The organism is Rhodococcus sp. NPDC060086, assembly GCF_042730275.1.
Classification (GTDB): domain Bacteria; phylum Actinomycetota; class Actinomycetes; order Mycobacteriales; family Mycobacteriaceae; genus Rhodococcus.
Genome location: NZ_JBHWWZ010000073.1, coordinates 1 through 18,374 on the forward strand (window position 1 = coordinate 1; position 18,374 = coordinate 18,374).

An 18,374-nucleotide genomic window follows, 5' to 3' on the forward strand; every position below is an offset into this window, starting at 1 on the left:
GCCCTGGTGGTCATCCACCAGGGCTGCGAGCTTTTGTCGGTCTGCCTACTTCTCATCCTTCTCGTCGGCACCTTCGTCACCGCGGTGATCGCTGCGTGCCTTCTTCGAGGCCTCGCGCATCTCGATTCCTTCGGTGATCAGGTCACCGATTTCGCGGGTCACGTCGCGGACCGCTCCGGCAATGATGCTCGCGATCGCGCCGACATGTGTCGCCGTCGATTCGGTCACCTCCTGGATGACGTCCTTGTTCCGCTCGAACTTTCCAACCATGCCCGATCCCCCCTCATACGTTCTCCCGCGCGAGAATACCCGCCGTCTCCGAGCTGCGCCCGGAACTCGATGGACGGTCGATGAGCACCGCCGTCTCCGGCTCCGGCGACACCAGGGCAGGTGGAAGAGCGAACCGGAAGATCTTCTTCCAGACGGACGAGACCTGCGCGAACAGGCCACCGGTGTTGTAGGGCAATCCGTGCTTCTCGCACAGCGCCTGCACCTGCGGTGCGAGCTCCGGGTAACGGTGTGCCGGCAGGTCCGGGAACAGGTGGTGTTCGATCTGGTGTGACAGGTTGCCGGACATGATGTGGAACAGTGGGGTGCCGCTGATGTTCGCGCTCCCGAGCATCTGGCGCACATACCATTCGCCGCGCGTCTCGTTCGAGGTCTCCTCCTTCGAGAACGACTGCACACCCGACGGGAAATGACCGCAGAAGATGATCGAGAACGTCCACACGTTCCGGACCAGGTTGGCGGTCGCGTTACCCACCAGGGTGGGGACGAACATGGGACCGCTCAACAGCGGGAACGCGACGTAATCCTTGATCACCTGACGCCGGGCCTTACGCCACCAGCCCTTCGCCAGCGGGATCACGTCCCGCCAGCTCCGCTCGCGCGAGACGATCCGCTCGACTTCCGCGTCGTGGAACATGACGCCCCATTCGAACAGCAGCATCAATCCCGTTGCGTACACCGGGTTGCCGAGATAGTACGGATGCCACTTCTGCGCCGGGTCCATACGAAGGACCCCGTACCCGATGTCGCGATCCATCCCGAGGATGTTGGTGTAGGTGTGGTGCATGTAGTTGTGCGAATGCCGCCACTGATCCGACGGGCACACCGTGTCCCACTCGAAGGTGCGGGAGTTGAGCGACGGTTCGCGCATCCAGTCGTATTGGCCGTGCATGACGTTGTGGCCGATCTCCATGTTGTCGAGGATCTTCGACACGCTGAGTGAAGCCACCCCTGCCACCCACGCCGGGGGGAAGAAGCCGAGGAACAGCAGGCCACGACCGGCCACCTCGAACCTACGCTGGGCCTTGATGATTCGGTAGATGTAGTCGCGGTCGTCGGCACCGAGGGAAGCGACGGTACGTTCCCGAAGCGCATCCAGCTCGCGGCCGATTTCGTCGACCTGATCGCGACTGAGCACGATCGGATCCGCTGCGGCGGGTTTCGTACGACCACCCGACAGGAACGGGATCGATGGAAGAGTCAAGCCGAACATGCTGTCCTCCAATTTCTTCGACTCGGAGAGTGACTGCCGTCAGAGTTCGACGGTGACGTTGCCGACCGGTGCGCTGATACAGATCTGGATACGAGTGCCCGGTTCGGAATCGGTCTCGCCCGTCCGCACATCACGTGTGCAACCGGATGACCGGACCGCGGTGCAGGTATGGCAGATCCCCATGCGGCACCCGTGTTCCGGAGCGAGTCCGGCATTTTCGGCCTGCTCGAGTACGGTGGCGCCATTGTTGGGAGCGACGATTCCCGACTCGGCGAACGACACCGATCCCGACGCATCGCCCGGGTCGACGTCGTACGCGGGCAGCGTGAATTCTTCGGTGCGCAACAGGTCGGTGGATCCGGCCTCGTCGTAGAGGTTTCGTACGCCCTCGACCAGACCGGACGGGCCGCACACGTAGGTCGGGGTTTCGGCGAACCACGGCGCGACTGCGTCGAGATGTGCGCGGTCGAACCGGCCGCGCAGGTGTCCACCCTCGCCACGGGTATGGACGAACACGAGCTCGACGTTGGGTAGTGCCGCCAATGCCTCGAGTTCCGCTCTGCGGGGTACGTGCGCCGCAGTGCGTGCGTAGTACACGAACGTCACTGCACTCGTGCCCTTTTCGGAAGCGAGCGCTCCGAGCATCGACAACACCGGAGTGATACCGGAACCGCCACTGATCATCAACAGGCGCGGCGGACGCGACTCGGGGAGCACGAAGTCCCCCTCGCCGTCACTGACCTCGACGACGTCCCCCACCCGTGCGCGCTCCGCGAGGTGTCCGGAGACCAGCCCTCCGGGCCGATCGCCGATGGTGAGCACCACGTCGCGTGTCCCGGGCACGGTCGCAGGCGAGAACGTGCGCACGTGCCGGACTCCCTCGATCACCACGGCGAGCCGAATGTGCTGCCCCGGCTCGAATCGGCAGGGCCGCGCCGGACGCAGGATCACCGTGGTCGATCCGTGCACACTTGTATCGATACGTACAATCCGGGCGCGGTTGGCCACGGTGGCGAGGAGTGGGTCGGCGAGCTCGAGGTAGCGGTCGGGGTGGTGCGGTGTCGAGAGTGCGCCGAGTGCTCCGAACAGGAGTTTTCTGACTCCGATCCGGAGTGGGACACGGCTCGGAGCGGGGCTCACAGTCATGACTTCCAACCTTCCGATGCAGAGGCAGCGGTTCAGTGCACATTCGTACACTGAACACAGTGTGCCAGGGTCGTGCAGTGGGCTGTCAACCCCCTTGTGACGGCGGTAACACGGACACCGGGGGCGACCCGCCCGCACCGCGCACCGTCTGCCTACACTCGGAACGTGCCCGTAGCCCCCGCCCCAGAACCGACCAGCCGGGCCGAACGCAAAGAACGCACCCGTCAGGCGATCCTCGACGCCGCGCTCGAGCTGTCCGCGGATCGCAGTTTCGCGAGTGTGAGCCTGCGTGAGGTCGCGCGAGCGGTCGGCATCGTGCCCACGGCGTTCTATCGGCATTTCGCCTCGATGGAAGAGCTCGGCGTTGCACTCGCCGGCGACACGATGCGGCTACTGCGCTGGGTACTGCGCGACGCACGCCGCAACCCCGGACCGTCCAACGCCCAGGCATCACTGACCGCACTGCTCCGTCAGGTCCGCGACCATGAGCTCGCATTCCGGTTCCTCGCACGCGAACGTCACGGCGGTCACCCAGAAGTAGCGCGGGCCTTCACCGTCGAACTCCGCTTGCTCACACGCGAACTCGCGATCGACCTCGCTCGCATCCCGCAGCTCACCGCATGGGAGGCCGACGACCTCGAAATGGCCGCCGATCTACTCGTCACCGCCATGTTCGAAGTGGTGCTCGACCTGCTCGCCATCGAACCCGGTCGCCCCGCTGAGGCCGAGGTTCTCGACCGAGGCGAAAAACAGATGCGTCTGATCATGCTCGGAATGGCGGCGTGGAACCCACTCCACGACTGACTTCGGGACGTACCGTTGAAAGGTGCCCGAAACCGCAGCGTTCGATTCAGGACGGCCCGATTCGGCGGGTTTCGACTCCGCTGCCGTGACGCTCGGCGATCTGACCTTCGACGTCCGGGTCGCGGGGCCGGCCGACGGACCACCGATCGTTCTGCTGCACGGCTTTCCCCAGACGTCGCGCTGCTGGAACGCGGTGGCAGCCGAACTTGCCCGCGACGGAATGCGGGTACTGCTGCCCGATCAGCGCGGCTACTCCCCCGGCGCCCGCCCACGTGAAGTCGCGGACTACAGGATCGACGCGCTGCGCGCGGATGTCCTCGGAATTCTCGATGCATTCGGAGTCGACGACGCACACATCGTCGGACACGACTGGGGCGCCTCGGTCGCCTGGCACGTGGCCGCACACCACCGGGAGCGGGTGCGATCACTGACTGCGCTGTCGATCCCGCACCTGGCTGCGTTCGGTCGCGCGTTGCGCGAGGACGACGACCAGAAGGCACGCTCGACGTACTTCGCCCTGTTCCGTGAGGACGGCACCGCGGAACGTGTACTCCTCGCGGAGGACGCGCGCCGACTCCGTGCCATGTTCGGCGACACAGTAGCGACCGACGCAATCGACGAATACATTCGCGTTCTGCGCGAACCGGGCGCGCTCACCGCCGCTCTCAACTGGTATCGGGCCATGAGCCGCGACACCGAAGATCTCCCACCGGTGAAGGTCCCCACCACGTACATCTGGAGCACCGATGATGCTGCGGTCGGTCGGTTCGCCGCGGAACTCTGCGGCAACTTCGTCGACTCCGATTACGTCTTCGAGGTTCTCGACGGCGTGTCGCACTGGATCCCGGAGGAGGCTTCCGGCGCCGTCGCGGCCGCCATCGGCGCGCGGGTGAGGCGATGCCGATGAGGAGCCGATTCCGGTGAAACGCGGCGTGTTGTTGCTGGTCGTATTGATCGCGGCCGCTGTGACGGCATTCTTCATCGTGTGGGAGAGTCCCGAAGATCCGGCTCGGCGGACCCTCGACGACAGCGCGTTCGTCCTCGACGGGCGCTCCACGACCTGTACCGCCTTGTTCCGCGAGCCCTGCGGTTACGAACTCCAACTCGAGTACAACCGCCGGGGCGCGGATCTCGACACGTTCGTGAACTCGACCGATCTCGGCCCGTGGGGCAACTCCCTGTCGTTCGCCGACGCGGCCGAACTGACCCTGCAGGCATGCGTGTACTCGCGTACGGCGGGCAAGACGGTCCTCGAGTTCGTCGATCTGGGCCGTCGCGCCCACCCGGACGCCGGACCCGTCGAGCTGACTCCGTTCTGGAACAAAGCACGTCAGGACCTGTGCGAATCCCCCTGGCAGTGATTCCACGTACCTCATCCGACCGCTCCCACCCGGGTGGTAATCGAAGCGGGTCGCGGACTCTGGTTTCATGACCTCATGCCCGAAACCGAGAACGCCGACCACGTCTTCGACGCCGCTGTCGAGCTCACCGCCATCGACGCGGGCCGCTACACCGGAAACACCCACCCCGCGTATGCGAACATGGTCGGGCCGTTCGGAGGTGTCACGGCTGCCACGATGCTGCGGGCCGTCCAGCTGCATCCCGAGGTCCTCGGTACTCCGCTGTCGCTCACGGTCAACTACGCGGCTGCGATCCAGTACGGCGAGTTCGAGGTGGTCGCCCGCCCGGTGCGCACCAATCGTTCGAGCCAGCACTGGGCGATCGAATTGTCCCAGGACGGTTCTGTCACCACCACCGCGACCGCGGTGTTCGGCAATCGTAGGGACACCTGGGCGTCGACCGAACTTGCCGCACCCGCGGCGCTGCCCGAGGACGAGGTTGCAGCCACTCCTTTCCCGGACTTCGTGGAGTGGGGCAAGAACTACGAGATGCGGTTCGTCGAGGGGCCGATTCCCGGCCCCGACGCGGCCCCGCACCCTGATTCCATCTCGACGCTCTGGGTTCGCGACCAACCGGCACGGCCCCTCGACTTCACTTCGCTGACCGCCCTGTGCGATGTGTTCTATCCCCGCGCGTTCCTGCGGCGCGGCCACGCTCTTCCCGCGGGCACGGTGACATTGACGATCTACTTCCATGCGGACGCAGCCGAGATCGACACACAGCGTGATCGACCGATCCTCGCGACCGCCCGCAGCAACCGGTTCGGACAGAACTACTTCGACCAGACCGCACACCTGTGGAGCACGAACGACACACTGCTCGCCACCGCGCATCAATTGGTGTATTTCAAGGCGTAATGGCGATTTCCGTGACAACCCCCGTTCCGCACGGTCATGATGGACCGATCGGACGACGGGGGACACGTGCGCTGGTCATCGATTTGGTTTCGCTTCGCTGGAACTGTTTCCGCAGCAGCAGTCGCAGCGGCTGCCGTGGGGATCGCGACTCCGGCATCGGCTCAGCCGGCCTACGACTCGTATGTAGCCCTGGGCGATTCGTTCGTCGCCGGGCCGGGAATCCCACCGCAGTCCACGTCGGACGGCTGTGGACGTTCCGATGTGAACTACCCGAGCCTTGTTGCGGACGCGCTCGGCGTACGTGACTTCGTCGACGCGTCGTGTGGCGGCGCCGTCTCTCGCGACCTCACCGGCGAACAGATCTCTCCCTTCGGTCGTACTGCTGTACCGCCGCAGTACGACGCGCTTCGGGCCGACACCGACCTGGTCACGGTGGGCATCGGCGGAAACGACATCGGACTCGTGCAATTGGCGATCTCGTGCATCAATCTCGCCGCTGCCCCGTCGGGTGTGTCCTGCTCGGAGACCGCGACCGGCGAAGACGATTCGTTCGATACCGCCATCGATGCGTTCGCGCCCGTGTACAGCGCCATCACTGAGGAAATCCGGACACGATCACCGCACGCGCGCATCCTGTTCGTCGGCTACCCGACGGGAATCCGAGATGACGGATGCTTTCCGGAGCAACGGATATGGCCGCAGGACGCCACCTACTTGCAGTCCAAGATCGACCGACTCAACGCAGTGATGGAACAGCAGGTGAGTGCGGCCGGAGCCGAGTTCGTCGATCTTCGTGAATCGACGATCGGACACGACGCGTGCGCTGCCCCTGAGCAGCGGTGGATGGAAGGGATCGTTCCGACATCGCCGGGTATCCCGCTCCATCCCAACGCGGCGGGGCATCGCAATGCAACCGAGCAAGTGGTCGGTGTGCTCTCACCGAACAGCTGAACGTTCCGGCGCACGCACCGCCAGCAACGCGGCCAGACCCAACGCCAGTACCAGGAGCAGACCCACGATGCCGGCCCGGTCCGCACCGAACCACCACGCGAAGAAACCGAACAAGGTGGGCGCCAGGAACGACACCGCGCGCCCCGTGGTGGCGTAGAGACCGAACATCTGTCCCTCGCGGCCGATCGGAGTGATGCGCGCCAGGAAGGTACGCGCCGACGACTGCGCGGGGCCGACGAAAAGGCACAGCAGAAGGCCGAAGATCCAGAACATCAACGGCCCGGACACCACGAGCAGCACCGCTCCCACCAGGATCATCGACACCAATGAGACGACGATGACCGCCTTCGGTCCGACCCTGTCGTCGACGCGGCCTGCGGCGAGCGCGCCGAGTGCCGACACCACGTTCGCAGCCACACCGAACAGCAACACGTCGGCGGCGCTGATCTCGTAGACGGTCACCGCGAGGACGGCACCGAAGGTGAACACGCCGGCGAGTCCGTCGCGGAACAGTGCGGAGGCACCGAGGTATGCGACGGTGCGCCGGTCGTCGTTCCACAGTTCCTTCAGGTCGTGCCACAGCACCCGGTAGGACTCGAAGAACCCGACCCGCCGTTCGTCGTCGGCGCGTTGGTGTGGCTTCTCGGGCACGGTGAACAACACCGGCAGCGCGAATACCGCGAACCACACTGCGGCGAGCAACGCGACGAACCGGATGTTGAGGCCGTCGTCGGTGGTGATCGACAGGAACCCGCGGGTGTCTCCGTCACCCGCGATGAAACCCGTGTAGCACAGCAACAGCAGCACGATGCCACCGAAATATCCCATCGACCAGCCGAATCCGGAGACCTTGCCGATGTTCTCCTCGGTGGACACCTGGCGGAGCATCGCGTTGTACGGAACGTTCGCGAGTTCGAAGATCACCGAGCCTGCACCGAGCAGGACGAGCCCGAGCCACAGGTACTGATAGTCGTCGCGGACGAAGAACATCCCGGCCATCAACACGACGGTCGCGAAGGTCAAGATCCCCAATGAGCGCTTTCGGCGCCCGTTCGCGTCGTACTTCTGCCCGGAGACCGGGGCGAGAACCGCGATGGCGAAACCGGCGATACCGAGCGACCAACCGAGCCAGGTGCTCGCGGATATCGACCCGGGTAGATCGTCTCCGACGGCATCGGTCAGGTACACCGAGAACACGAACGTGAGGATCACCGCGTTGAATGCTGCCGAGCCCCAGTCCCACAGGCCCCACGCGAAAACCTGCCGACGTGTCGCGTCGGCACCGGCGGCGGGTCTCACGTCCGTGTGTGCGTTCATGCCCCGCAGCTTATGAGCGCCCGGTCGCCGATGCGACTGCGCGCATCACGGATAGTCTTTGCTCTCATGGTCCCGATGATCCGCGCTGCGAGTCTTCGCGGATTCGCACCGTTGGTCGAGGAGCTCGGCGGAGACCCGGACGGGCTGCTGGAGCGATTCGCGCTGTCCAGAAAGTCGATCGACCACGACGACGACCTCATCCCGATCGAGGCCCACGACCGGATGCTCGACACCGCGGCCGCCGAGTTGGACTGCCCCGACCTCGGCCTGCGACTCGCCGGTGTGCAGGACCTGAGCATCCTCGGTCCGCTCGCGCTCGCGATCCAGCAATCCTCGACCGTGGCCGACGCGCTTCGGTGTGCGACACAGTTCTTGTTCGTCCACAGTCCTGCTCTCCGGGTGGACGTCGAGCCCGACCCGTACGATCGGCGCGGCGTCATCGCGCTGACGTACTGCAAGGATCTACGCGAATCGTCGTATTCGAGGCAAGGTATCGAGCTGGGTCTCGGGCTCTTCTTCCGCATCGCCGTGCTCCTCGTCGGTGGGCGGGTGGGCGTGCGATCGATCGAGATCCCACACCGGCCCCTGTCGCCTGTGCACAGATACACCGACTTCTTCGGCAGCGATGTGAAGTTCGACCGCGCCGTGGCCGCCATCTGCATCGACCGGCGGATCCTCGACGACCGCTTCGAGGACGCCGACGAGACCATTCGGCAAGTCGCAATCCAGTTCCTGGCAGACAACTTCGCCGACCCCGGAAAAAGGGTTCGCACTCAGGTGCGCAGCGTCGTCGCGACGACGCTGGCCGCGCCGCCTGCATTGGCCGACGTCGCACGCCTCCTCGCGACGCACCCCCGGACACTGCAGCGACGGCTCGCCGAGGAAGGCACCACATTCGACACGGTTCTCGACGACCTCCGCCGCGACACCGCACACCGCCTGATCACTACCGGCGACCTGCCGTTCTCGCGGGTGGCCGAACTGGTCGGATTCACCGAGCAGGCCACCCTGAGCCACGCGGTCAGACGCTGGTACGGGACGAGCCCCCGAGAGCTCCGGCGCACCACCGACCCGAGATTGTCGCGCTGAAACAAGTTTTCCTCCAGCAGACCTTGCACGCTGAAACAGACGACACGGGCGCGAGGAGCAGTCTCATGGTGAAGCAGGCAGGACGAAGCGACGCGAAGCTCTCGGAGATCGGCGCACGCCCGATCCCGGAATTCGACGGCGTACATGAGGTCTGGCCTCGGGGCGAGCGCCTGACAGCGGTGCGTCGCGCCGCAGAGGCGTACAAGAAGCGCTTCACGACGCAGGGCCAGGTCCGTGCGATCAAGTCTGTGGACATCGCTGCCGCGCCCTACCCGGTCAAGTACGCCTTCCACGATGCTGTCTCGGTGCCGGCGCTACCACTGATCTCGATGATCAACCGGATGATCGTCGTCCAGTACGACGACTGGAATGGCACTCCCCGCACGCTGGTGTTCGAACCGACTGTGCCCGACGGTTCGGCCGAAGCTCCGTTCTACCGCAACCTGCGCACCCTCATCGACAGAATTCCCGGCGGTAATCTCGTGGAGAAACTCGTCCTGAGCTACTACAACGAGCCAGGCGATGTGCTCGCACAACTCGGGCTGGAGCCGGGCGACATCGACTTCTGCACCTTCGACCACCTGCACGTGCAGGATCCTCGGATGATCCTGGGCTCCTCCGAGGTCATCGCAGGCGAAACCGGGCCACGCCGAGCGCTGTTCGGTGACGCGAAGATGCTGGTACACAGCCGCGAGCTCGCCACCCTGCAGTCGCTGCATCCCATGCAGTGGGCGTGGTACGTCGACGGCGGTCTCGGCGGGGTGGCTCCGGAGAAGTTCGTGACATTCGACGGCGACATCGAGCTCGGCCAGGGAATCGCGTTGTTGTGGACGCCCGGTCACACCGATGGCAACCATTCGCTCGTCGTGAACACCCCGGACGGCGTCTGGGTATCCTCGGAAAACGGTATCTCCCTGGACAACTGGCAGCCCGAACTCTCGAGGATCCCCGGCGTGCGGAAGTACCACGAGAAATTCGGACGCGAAATCTGCCCGAATGCCAATACCTTGGAAGATTCTCTCGATCAGTACGATTCGATGATCAAGGAGAAGACCTTGGCCGATCCCTGCAAGGCCGATCCGCGCTGGCTCCAGATTCTGCCGTCGAGCGAGCTCGCTCCGCGGAAACGACAGTGGCCGGTCGTCCCGACCTACGTGCACGGCGGAATCGAGTACGGCGAGATCGCAGCGGGCCTTCGATGACCAGTACACCTGCGGGAGCGGTCGTGACCGGCGCCGGGCGCGGTCTCGGCAAGCAGATCGCCGCGCTTCTCGTCGAGCGCGGGTACCGCGTTCTCGTCACCGACGTGGACGCCACAGCAGCACAGGTCACGGCCGACGAACTCGGCGGCGGTACCACCTCACTGGCAGTCGACGTCCGTGAATACGCGCAGGTGGAAGCCGCCCGGGATGCGATCATCGAACGAGCAGGGCGTCTCGATCTGTGGGTGAACAACGCCGGAGTGCTGATCACCGGCCCGGTCTGGGAACAAGACGAGCCGACCCGCAGGCTGATGATCGAGGTGAACGCTCTCGGCACGATCAACGGCACTGTTGCCGCGCTCGAGGGGATGCGCGACGGCGGAGGTCACGTGGTCAACATCGTGTCGCTCGCCGGCCTCACCGCCGTACCCGGTGAGGCGGTCTACGCAGCGTCCAAACACGCGGCAATCGGCTTCAGTCTGAGCACGATCGCCGATCTGCGGCTCGCGGGTATCACGAATATCGACATCTCGTGTATCTGCCCAGACGGCATCTGGACACCGATGCTGTACGACAAACTCGACGATCCGGCCTCGGCACTGTCGTTCTCCGGCAAGCTGCTCGGGCCCGACGAGGTCGTCGGCGCGGTCCGGAAAGTGCTCGACAGGCCTCGATTGGTCACCACGATCCCCCGCTGGCGCGGTCTCATGGTTCGCGTGGGAGATATGCTCCCTCGGTTCGGCCTGAAGGCCGTACCGCTCATGGTCGCGCAGGGCCGCCGCGTCCAGACGAAGCTGAAGTCCACCGTCGGACCGCGTACGTCCTAGGCCATGCCGACTGAAGTTCAGCCCATGCCGACTGAAGTTCAGCCCAGGCCGACTGAAGTTCAGCCCAGTGCGACGTGTACAGCCGACGCGAGGAGCGCGGAGACAGATTGGCGCATGACCGCCACTGCCTCGTCCACCGGGAGTGCGTACTCGTCCCGGAGCACCGACCAGGACGCCCACGTGGAAGCGATTCCGAGCGCCTGCACCACCTGAGTGCGACGGGTACGGGTCAACCCGATGAGCTCGTGCACGAACAGGATCTCGATCTCGTCGGTCACACGCTTGATGTGCAGCTGCCGATTCGTGCGGAGCTGGGGCGAAACGGATTCGCGGAGCGACGCAGCACGCGCCTGCTGGGCAACCAATTCGAGGAGCCGCGCCCGTTGGGCGCAGAACCGTTCGATGCGGTCCGGGAGGGGCAACTCCGGCGACACCGGCACGAATTGCTCGTCCTGGCGACTCAGGACTTCGGCTCCCGTCGCAGCGAACAACGTTTCGAGGTCGTTGAAGTTGGCCCACAACGCGCGCAACGAAACCCCCGCTGCGTCGGCGATCTGCGCGCCTGTCGGTTTCAGTTCGCCGCTCTCGATGAGCCGAATGTGCGCCTGGATCACGGATCTGCGGGTGCGCTCCGCACGCGCCGTCCGACCGTCGGAGCCGTTCGTCCCCACACTTCCCCGTTTCTTTCGTAGCACTGCCCGACCTCAGTCTGCCAGCGATACCGCAGGCGATCGGGTACTTCAGGTCCGAGCGCATCGCTTTCTCGAAGAACTTTCGCTCGGACGGTAGGAATCTACACCGACAGTGTTGTAACCTATCGCCAAAAGTGATGTCGATCTCAACTTCAACTACGCTTCGGTGTCATTTCCACCGAATCACGAACCAGAAGGTGCATCTTTAGTGCAGGTACATAACACTTCCAGCACCGACGCTGCTGAAACTTCACGACTCGAACTGGCCGGCATCGGCGTCCGATTCGGCGGCATCGTCGCACTCGATGACGTCTGCCTACGGGTCCCCCCCGGATCGGTCGTCGGAATCATGGGGCCGAACGGCGCGGGGAAGACCACCCTGTTCAACGTCATCTGCGGATTCATCCGCCCGGGTAGCGGCTCCATGTCGTTCGACGGAGAACCGTTCGCCCCCGTCCCCCACCGCCTCGCGGCCCGCGGTGTCGCCCGGACGCTGCAGGGGCTCGGACTGTTCAACGGACTGACAGCGCTCGAGAACGTCACCGCAGGCGCCTCCGGACGACACCGCGCCCCCTTCGCCGCAGGCCTGCTCGGGCTCCCGCCGGCAGCCCGCAGCAACCGGCAGGCCGTCGCCGATGCCGCGGCGCTCCTCGACGAGTTCGGTATCGGCAGCTATGCGCACGCCCTCCCCTCCGCACTGCCCTACCCCGTCGCGAAGAAGGTCGCGCTGGCGCGCGCACTGATCTCCGACCCCACCCTGATGCTTCTCGACGAACCCGCCGGCGGACTCGACCAGGCAGATATCGACGACCTGCGCGAACTCATCGGCGCACTTCCGCGCCGGGCGGGCGGCACCGTCTCGGTGATGTTGGTCGAGCACAACGTCGACCTGATCATGTCGGTGTGCGACCACATCGTCGTTCTCGATTTCGGACGCGTGATCTCGCAGGGCTCACCCGATGAGATCAAAGCCGATCCCGTCGTTGCTCAGGCCTACCTCGGCGACCGGGAGGCCTCGTGAACGCGCCCCTGCTTCAGGTCGACAATCTCACTGCGGGTTACGGCCCCGCCCCCGTGCTCCAAGACGTCGGGTTCGAGGTCACGGCAGGCACGATCGCGGCCGTGGTCGGCCCGAACGGCGCAGGTAAGACGACCCTGCTGCGCGCACTGTCCGGGTCGCTACCGTCGATCCAGGGCACCATCAACGTCTCCGGTACCTCGCTCCGCGGGGTGCCCACCGAGAAATTGGTGCACCACGGCGTCGCCCATGTCCCCGAAGGACGCGGCGTGATCGGCGAACTGACCGTCGACGAGAATCTCCGGCTCGGCGGCCTGTGGCGAAAGGATCGCGCCGACGCCAAGCGCGCCGTCGCCGAGATGTACGAGATGTTCGAGCCGCTCGCCAGACGCCGCGACAGCTCGGGACACCAACTCTCCGGCGGGGAACGGCAGATGCTCGCGATCGGCCGTGCCCTCGTCGCACGACCGACGCTGCTACTGCTCGACGAACCCTCGCTGGGGCTGGCCCCGCGCATCGTCGACCTGATCATGACCACCCTTCGCGACCTGCGCGACCGCACCGGGCTCACGGTCGTGCTCGTCGAACAGAACGTACACAGCGCACTGCCCATCTCCGATCAGGCAATCGTGCTGTCGCTCGGACGCGTCGTCGTCGCCACATCCGCCGCAGAACTCGCAGAGGACCCCGAGTTCCGCACCACATACCTGGGTTTCTGAGGAGGCACCATGGACAGATTCCTGTTCCTCACCGTCGATGGCCTCGCCCGCGGAGCCGTCTTCGCCGCGTTCGCGCTCGCGCTCGTCCTCATCTGGCGCGGTACCCGGGTGATCAACTTCGCGCAGGGTGCGATGGCAGCAGCCACCACGTACATCGCCTATTCGGTGACCTCGGCGACGGGGTCGTATTGGTACGGGCTCATCGCCGCCGTCGCCGGCGGTTTCGTTCTCGGCGCACTCGTCGAACGAGTACTGATGCGCCGTCTCGACCCGAACCGTCCTCTGGCCGCGGTCATCGTCGCGCTGGGCCTGGTGCTGGTGCTGCACGCCGTACTCGGCATGCTCTTCGGTAACGACTTCAGACCGATGCAGTTGCCCTTCAGCCGGGAACCTCTCCGGCTGGGAGACGTGGCACTGCTCTCCCCGTACGACCTCTTCGTCTTCGCCACAGTCGGTCTCGTGGTCATTGCACTGGCGTACTTGTTCACACGCACCGACGTCGGCCTGAAGATGCGCGCGTCGGCGTTCTCGCCGGACGTGTCGCGTCTTCTGGGTGTGAAGGTCTCGGCGATGCTCACCCTCGGGTGGGCTCTCGCCGGCGCCGTCGGAGCTCTGGCAGCGCTCCTCGTGGTACCGACCGAGCTCGGACTCAACCCGCACGCGGTCGACCTCGTGTTCATCTTCGCGTTCACGGCGGCGGTGATCGGTGGTCTCGACAGCCCGGTCGGCGCGGTCATCGGCGGCCTGGTCACCGGTCTGCTGCTCGGGTACGTCAGCGGTTACCTCAGTGGGAGTATCGCGCCGATCGCAGTACTCCTGGCGTTGCTCGGCGTCCTCCTGATCCGGCCGCAAGGCATCTTCTCCGGCACAGCGACAAGGCAGGTCTGACACATGAAGTCGACACAACTCGCCGCATCCGTGAGCCGCACGGCGTGGATCGTCGGGGCGACCGCGGTGGTGATCGTCGCGATCTTCGTCCTGCCACCGTTCCGGAACTACCAACTCGCCACCATCGCCGCGTACGTGTGCGCCACCGCCGGATTGACGGTACTCATCGGACGCAACGGCCAGCTCTCGCTCGGACACGGAGCGCTGATGGCCTGCGGGGCCTACACATTCGCGCTCACCGCCAACGATATGGGCGACGCGGGAGCCACCGGCATCGCGGTACTGCTCGTCCCCCTGGCCGCGGCAGTCGTGCTCACATCGGTCGTGGGAGTGATCGTCGGTGCGGCAGCCGCGCGGTTGCACGGCCCTTACCTCGCCGGTCTCACCCTCGCCCTCGTCGTCGCGATCCCGTCGATCACCACTACGTTCTCAGGGCTTCTCGGCGGAGACCAAGGGCTGTGGGCGTACGTCGAAGGCCCCCCGAACGGGATCGCCGCGCTGTTCACCGTCGAACAATGGCACGCCACCGTCGCCGTTCTCGCTGCCGCCGTGACCGTCCTCGCGCTCTCCAACCTGATCTCCGGTGAGTTCGGGCGACGTATGCAGGCCGTGCGCGACGACGAGATCGCCGCCCGCCTCGCCGGAATCGACGTCACCCGCACCAAGATCGCCACCTTCGTGGCGAGCTCGGGAGCCGCAGGACTCGGCGGCGGCGTTCTGGCGATGGTGACGCAGAGCGCGTCCCCCGGCGCATTCGGTGTGACGTTCTCCCTGTTCCTTCTCATGGGTGTGGTCGTGGGCGGTCTCGGTTCCCTCCTCGGCGCAGTGTGGGGTGCGGTGCTGCTGGTCGTGTTGCCCGCGCTCGTCGCAGCAGCCACCGATTCCCTGCAGATGTCCCCGGCGCTCGCCGAGCGCCTCGACGGAAATCTCGCAATCGCACTGTTCGGCATTGCCGTGATCGCCGTCGTTCTCGCTGCTCCGTCAGGCCTCCAGGGCCTGTTCTCTCGCGCTGTGCACGCCGTGTCGCCGCGCGGGCGCTCCCCGCGCCACCGATCGGGTTCGGTTCCCGCACCCGCTCCTGTCTCCACCACACCGAAAGCAGAGGCACACCGATGATCAGATCCCGGCGACACCTGATCCCGCTCGTCGCACTCGCGGCGACCGTGGCTCTCACCGCAGCCGGATGCGGCAGCGGTACCAGCACGACAGGCGCTTCCTCCGGCGAGGGTGATACCACCGGCATCACCGACACCTCCGTCCTCATCGGCACCCACATGCCGATGACCGGACCCGCCGCGGCCGGCTACTCGAAGATCCCCGCCGCGACCCAGGCGTACTTCGATCACGTCAACGAACAGGGCGGCGTGCACGGCCGCACCATCGAATACAAGGTGCACGACGACGGGTACAACCCGGCGAACACCCAGCAGGTGGTCCGCGAACTGGTCCTGCAAGACCAGGTGTTCGCAATTCTGGGCGGACTGGGCACACCCACCCACTCGGGTGTGCTCGACTTCCTCAATACCAACGGCGTGCCCGACCTGTTCGTCGCATCCGGATCGCGAACCTGGAACCAGCCCGACAAGTATCCGCTGACCTTCGGATACAACGCCGGCTACACGGTCGAAGCGAAGGTCATGACCGACCACGTCCAGAAGAACCTGCCGGGGAAGAAGATCTGCACCTTCGGTCAGGACGACGACTTCGGAGCCGACTACCTCGTCGGGGTCGAGCAGATCGTCGGCGCCGAGAACGTCGCCGAACGCCAGACCTACTCCACGAGCAACACCAACGTCGCACCCCAGATAGGAGCGCTTCAGGCCGCGGGCTGCGAGGTGGTCATGCTCGCCACGATCCCAGGATTCACCGCACTGGCGATCGGCACCGCAGGCCGTCTGGGGTTCGCTCCGCAGTGGACCACCGCATCGGTCGGTGGCGATCTCGTGACATTGTCCAAAACACTCGGGGAAGCCGCACCCCTGGCGGAAGGCCTACTGAGCACCAACTATCTGCCGTCGCACTTCAGCGAGAACGACGAATGGACCGCCCAGTTCCGGGAGATCAACGACAAGTACAACGGCGGGGCCGAGTTCGACGGCAACATCGTCTACGGAATGTCGATGGCGTATCTGTTCGTGCAGGCGCTCGAAGCGGCCGGTGAGAACCCGACCCGAGAATCGATCGTCGCCGCAATCACGGAGAACGGTTTCCAGGGCCCCAATCTGGTTCCGTTCCGCTTCTCCGACGACGACCACTCCGGCGCGGGTGGCGCGCGCGTGAACCAGGTCCGAGGCGGAATCCAGGAGTACTTCGGGCCGTCCTACACCACCACGGACGCTCCCGGCGACCCCGTTGTGGAGTACGCAGCGGGATAGGTGTCGCCCGGAGCACATCTCCGGGTGCAGGGTCGGTCGTCATGGGGGGACGACCGACCCATCTCTCGTCCCACCGAAATTCCCGATCGGACTCGTCGAACACCGTCGCCGACCTGCCCCTTCCGATATTCTGCTGCGTGGCAGCGAAATCTCGCGACGATCGGAATCGATATGGCGAAGCTCGTGAACACCTTGTCCGAGGACGAATTCGTTCTCGTTCAGGAAACGAAGAAATCGCAGATCACCGAACTCACCGAGGACGATCTGATCGACCTGCACACCCGGATCCGTCGGGCGCGCAACAAGTACGTCAAGCTCTACCGCAGAAGCGGCGCCGACAAGGTCGGGAAGAAGAAGTCCCGCGCATCGGGCCGGGCAGCGAACCAGCGCAATGCCGGTAAGGCGGAGGTCTTCGAAGACGCACTCGCGCGGGTCAGTCGTCGACTGGCCACGGTGGCGCGACAGTCCGCCCTGGAGCTCAAAGAGGAGCGATTGGCACTCGCCCGGAGCGACTCCCCCGAATCACCTGCCGGCACTGAGGGCAAGGGCAAGGTGAAATCGGCCGGGAAGGCCCGCGCCGATTCGACTCGCGATTCTTCCGGCCGCAAGAAATACGAGGCATCGTCCATCGCAAAGGGTGCTCGCCGTCAAGCGAAGAAGGACAAGAAGAACGCGTGACCGGCGGTGGGGTCGGCCGGTCGGGCGACGAGTCGCCGAGGCCCCGCTAAGCTGACACACCGTGACTCTGCCGAACCCCCACCCCGATGCACGTGCCGTCGTCACCGGAGCCTCCTCCGGTATCGGCGAGGCCCTGGCCACCGAGCTCGCGGCGCGCGGGCATTCGCTGATCCTCGTCGCGCGACGAGGCGACGTGATGGAGAAGCTCGCGACCGAGCTCCGGTCCGCACACCGCGTCGAGGTCGAGGTGCGCGCATGCGACCTGTCCGACCGCGATTCCCGCACCGGCCTCGTCGACGAGTTGTCCACGCGGCGGATCAGCGTTCTGTGCAACAACGCAGGTATTGCCACATTCGGGGCGGTGGCCGAGCTGGATCCGTCCTACGAACGGGCACAGGTCGAACTCAATGCGGTTGCCGTGCATGATCTGACGCTGGCGGTGCTTCCCGGGATGGTGGAGCGCAAGTCCGGTGCGATCCTGATGGTCGGTTCCGCGGCAGGCAACATGGCGATCCCCAACAACGCGACCTACGCGGCGACGAAGGCGTTCGTCAACACCTTCTCCGAGTCGCTTCGGGGCGAGCTCAAGGGCAGCGGCGTGAACGTCACTCTGCTCGCTCCGGGGCCCGTGCGTACCGAGCTCCCGGATCCGTCCGAAGCGTCGATCGTCGATCGGATCGTTCCCGACTTCCTGTGGATCTCGAGTGAGCACACCGCGAAGGTGTCGCTGGACGCGCTCGCACAGAACCGGATGCGGATCGTTCCGGGTCTGATCTCGAAGGCGATGTCGGCAGCGGGTCAGTTCTCCCCCCGGTCCATCTCCGCCCCTATCGCGGGGGCGTTCTACAAGAAGCTCGGAGGCTGACGGTCGGTCCTCTTGGAACCGGCGATCGATGCACACGCATCGTG

Annotated in this window: 20 protein-coding genes; 15 read left to right on the forward strand and 5 right to left on the reverse strand. The window is 65.4% G+C overall.

What is annotated here, in order from left to right:
- Positions 1 to 45 precede the first annotated feature (45 nt).
- From ACFWB0_RS24220 to ACFWB0_RS24230, 3 genes are read right to left on the reverse strand one after another with little or no spacing between them, the layout of a single operon-like run.
- Positions 46 to 270 (reverse strand): hypothetical protein, encoded by a 225-nt coding sequence (locus tag ACFWB0_RS24220; protein ID WP_378492941.1) that lies wholly within the window; start codon positions 268 to 270, stop codon positions 46 to 48.
- Between the two features lie 13 nt (positions 271 to 283).
- On the reverse strand, positions 284 to 1,501 hold the full coding sequence (locus tag ACFWB0_RS24225; protein ID WP_378492942.1) for a fatty acid desaturase family protein: 1,218 nt from the start codon (positions 1,499 to 1,501) through the stop codon (positions 284 to 286).
- 39 nt (positions 1,502 to 1,540) lie between these two features.
- On the reverse strand, positions 1,541 to 2,647 hold the full coding sequence (locus ACFWB0_RS24230; RefSeq protein ID WP_378492943.1) for a ferredoxin reductase: 1,107 nt from the start codon (positions 2,645 to 2,647) through the stop codon (positions 1,541 to 1,543).
- A 165-nt stretch (positions 2,648 to 2,812) separates the two neighbouring features.
- Between ACFWB0_RS24230 and ACFWB0_RS24235 the strand changes: the two genes are divergently transcribed.
- From ACFWB0_RS24235 to ACFWB0_RS24255, 5 genes are all read left to right on the forward strand, one after another.
- A complete protein-coding gene (locus ACFWB0_RS24235; RefSeq protein WP_378492944.1) occupies positions 2,813 to 3,451 on the forward strand; it encodes a TetR family transcriptional regulator in 639 nt (212 codons plus the stop codon).
- A 22-nt stretch (positions 3,452 to 3,473) separates the two neighbouring features.
- The gene (locus tag ACFWB0_RS24240) at positions 3,474 to 4,358 is read left to right on the forward strand and encodes an alpha/beta fold hydrolase (protein ID WP_378492945.1); all 885 of its coding nucleotides are present in this window, start codon (positions 3,474 to 3,476) and stop codon (positions 4,356 to 4,358) included.
- A 13-nt stretch (positions 4,359 to 4,371) separates the two neighbouring features.
- A complete protein-coding gene (locus tag ACFWB0_RS24245; protein ID WP_378492946.1) occupies positions 4,372 to 4,812 on the forward strand; it encodes a hypothetical protein in 441 nt (146 codons plus the stop codon).
- Between the two features lie 75 nt (positions 4,813 to 4,887).
- Positions 4,888 to 5,709, forward strand: coding sequence for an acyl-CoA thioesterase (locus tag ACFWB0_RS24250; protein ID WP_378492947.1), 822 nt, complete (start codon positions 4,888 to 4,890; stop codon positions 5,707 to 5,709).
- Between the two features lie 135 nt (positions 5,710 to 5,844).
- Entirely contained in the window at positions 5,845 to 6,660 is an 816-nt protein-coding gene (locus ACFWB0_RS24255; protein ID WP_378492948.1) for an SGNH/GDSL hydrolase family protein, read from the forward strand.
- Here ACFWB0_RS24255 and ACFWB0_RS24260 read toward each other — a convergent pair.
- Positions 6,646 to 7,977, reverse strand: a complete 1,332-nt coding sequence (locus ACFWB0_RS24260) for an MFS transporter (protein ID WP_378492949.1) — start codon at positions 7,975 to 7,977, stop codon at positions 6,646 to 6,648. The two genes, ACFWB0_RS24255 and ACFWB0_RS24260, sit on opposite strands and share 15 nt — an antisense overlap.
- 66 nt (positions 7,978 to 8,043) lie before the next feature.
- Here ACFWB0_RS24260 and ACFWB0_RS24265 point away from each other — a divergent pair, with 66 nt between their 5' ends.
- The 3 genes from ACFWB0_RS24265 (at position 8,044) to ACFWB0_RS24275 (ending at position 11,095) form a co-directional block, all read left to right on the forward strand.
- The gene (locus ACFWB0_RS24265) at positions 8,044 to 9,066 is read left to right on the forward strand and encodes an AraC family transcriptional regulator (protein ID WP_378492950.1); all 1,023 of its coding nucleotides are present in this window, start codon (positions 8,044 to 8,046) and stop codon (positions 9,064 to 9,066) included.
- A 65-nt stretch (positions 9,067 to 9,131) separates the two neighbouring features.
- The gene (locus tag ACFWB0_RS24270; RefSeq protein ID WP_378492951.1) at positions 9,132 to 10,268 is read left to right on the forward strand and encodes a hypothetical protein; all 1,137 of its coding nucleotides are present in this window, start codon (positions 9,132 to 9,134) and stop codon (positions 10,266 to 10,268) included.
- A complete protein-coding gene (locus tag ACFWB0_RS24275; protein ID WP_378492952.1) occupies positions 10,265 to 11,095 on the forward strand; it encodes an SDR family oxidoreductase in 831 nt (276 codons plus the stop codon). The genes ACFWB0_RS24270 and ACFWB0_RS24275 overlap by 4 nt, the downstream gene beginning before the upstream one ends.
- 59 nt (positions 11,096 to 11,154) lie before the next feature.
- On the opposite strand, the gene ACFWB0_RS24280 is transcribed toward ACFWB0_RS24275, so the two are convergent.
- Positions 11,155 to 11,790, reverse strand: a complete 636-nt coding sequence (locus ACFWB0_RS24280) for a TetR/AcrR family transcriptional regulator (protein WP_378492953.1) — start codon at positions 11,788 to 11,790, stop codon at positions 11,155 to 11,157.
- A 205-nt stretch (positions 11,791 to 11,995) separates the two neighbouring features.
- Here ACFWB0_RS24280 and ACFWB0_RS24285 point away from each other — a divergent pair, with 205 nt between their 5' ends.
- The 7 genes from ACFWB0_RS24285 (at position 11,996) to cmrA (ending at position 18,330) form a co-directional block, all read left to right on the forward strand.
- On the forward strand, positions 11,996 to 12,808 hold the full coding sequence (locus tag ACFWB0_RS24285) for an ABC transporter ATP-binding protein (RefSeq protein ID WP_378492954.1): 813 nt from the start codon (positions 11,996 to 11,998) through the stop codon (positions 12,806 to 12,808).
- Complete coding sequence (locus tag ACFWB0_RS24290) at positions 12,805 to 13,524, forward strand: ABC transporter ATP-binding protein (protein WP_378492955.1); 720 nt, start codon at positions 12,805 to 12,807, stop codon at positions 13,522 to 13,524. The genes ACFWB0_RS24285 and ACFWB0_RS24290 overlap by 4 nt, the downstream gene beginning before the upstream one ends.
- 9 nt (positions 13,525 to 13,533) lie before the next feature.
- Entirely contained in the window at positions 13,534 to 14,412 is an 879-nt protein-coding gene (locus ACFWB0_RS24295; protein ID WP_378492956.1) for a branched-chain amino acid ABC transporter permease, read from the forward strand.
- A 3-nt stretch (positions 14,413 to 14,415) separates the two neighbouring features.
- Positions 14,416 to 15,528 (forward strand): branched-chain amino acid ABC transporter permease, encoded by a 1,113-nt coding sequence (locus ACFWB0_RS24300; RefSeq protein WP_378492957.1) that lies wholly within the window; start codon positions 14,416 to 14,418, stop codon positions 15,526 to 15,528.
- Complete coding sequence (locus ACFWB0_RS24305; RefSeq protein WP_378492958.1) at positions 15,525 to 16,787, forward strand: ABC transporter substrate-binding protein; 1,263 nt, start codon at positions 15,525 to 15,527, stop codon at positions 16,785 to 16,787. Before ACFWB0_RS24300 ends, ACFWB0_RS24305 begins: the two co-directional genes overlap by 4 nt.
- A 171-nt stretch (positions 16,788 to 16,958) precedes the next feature.
- Positions 16,959 to 17,465 carry a hypothetical protein gene (locus ACFWB0_RS24310; RefSeq protein WP_378492959.1) on the forward strand — a complete coding sequence of 169 codons (507 nt, stop codon included), beginning with the start codon at positions 16,959 to 16,961 and terminating at the stop codon, positions 17,463 to 17,465.
- A 61-nt stretch (positions 17,466 to 17,526) separates the two neighbouring features.
- Positions 17,527 to 18,330, forward strand: coding sequence for a mycolate reductase (gene cmrA, locus ACFWB0_RS24315; RefSeq protein ID WP_378492960.1), 804 nt, complete (start codon positions 17,527 to 17,529; stop codon positions 18,328 to 18,330).
- Positions 18,331 to 18,374: the final 44 nt, after the last annotated feature.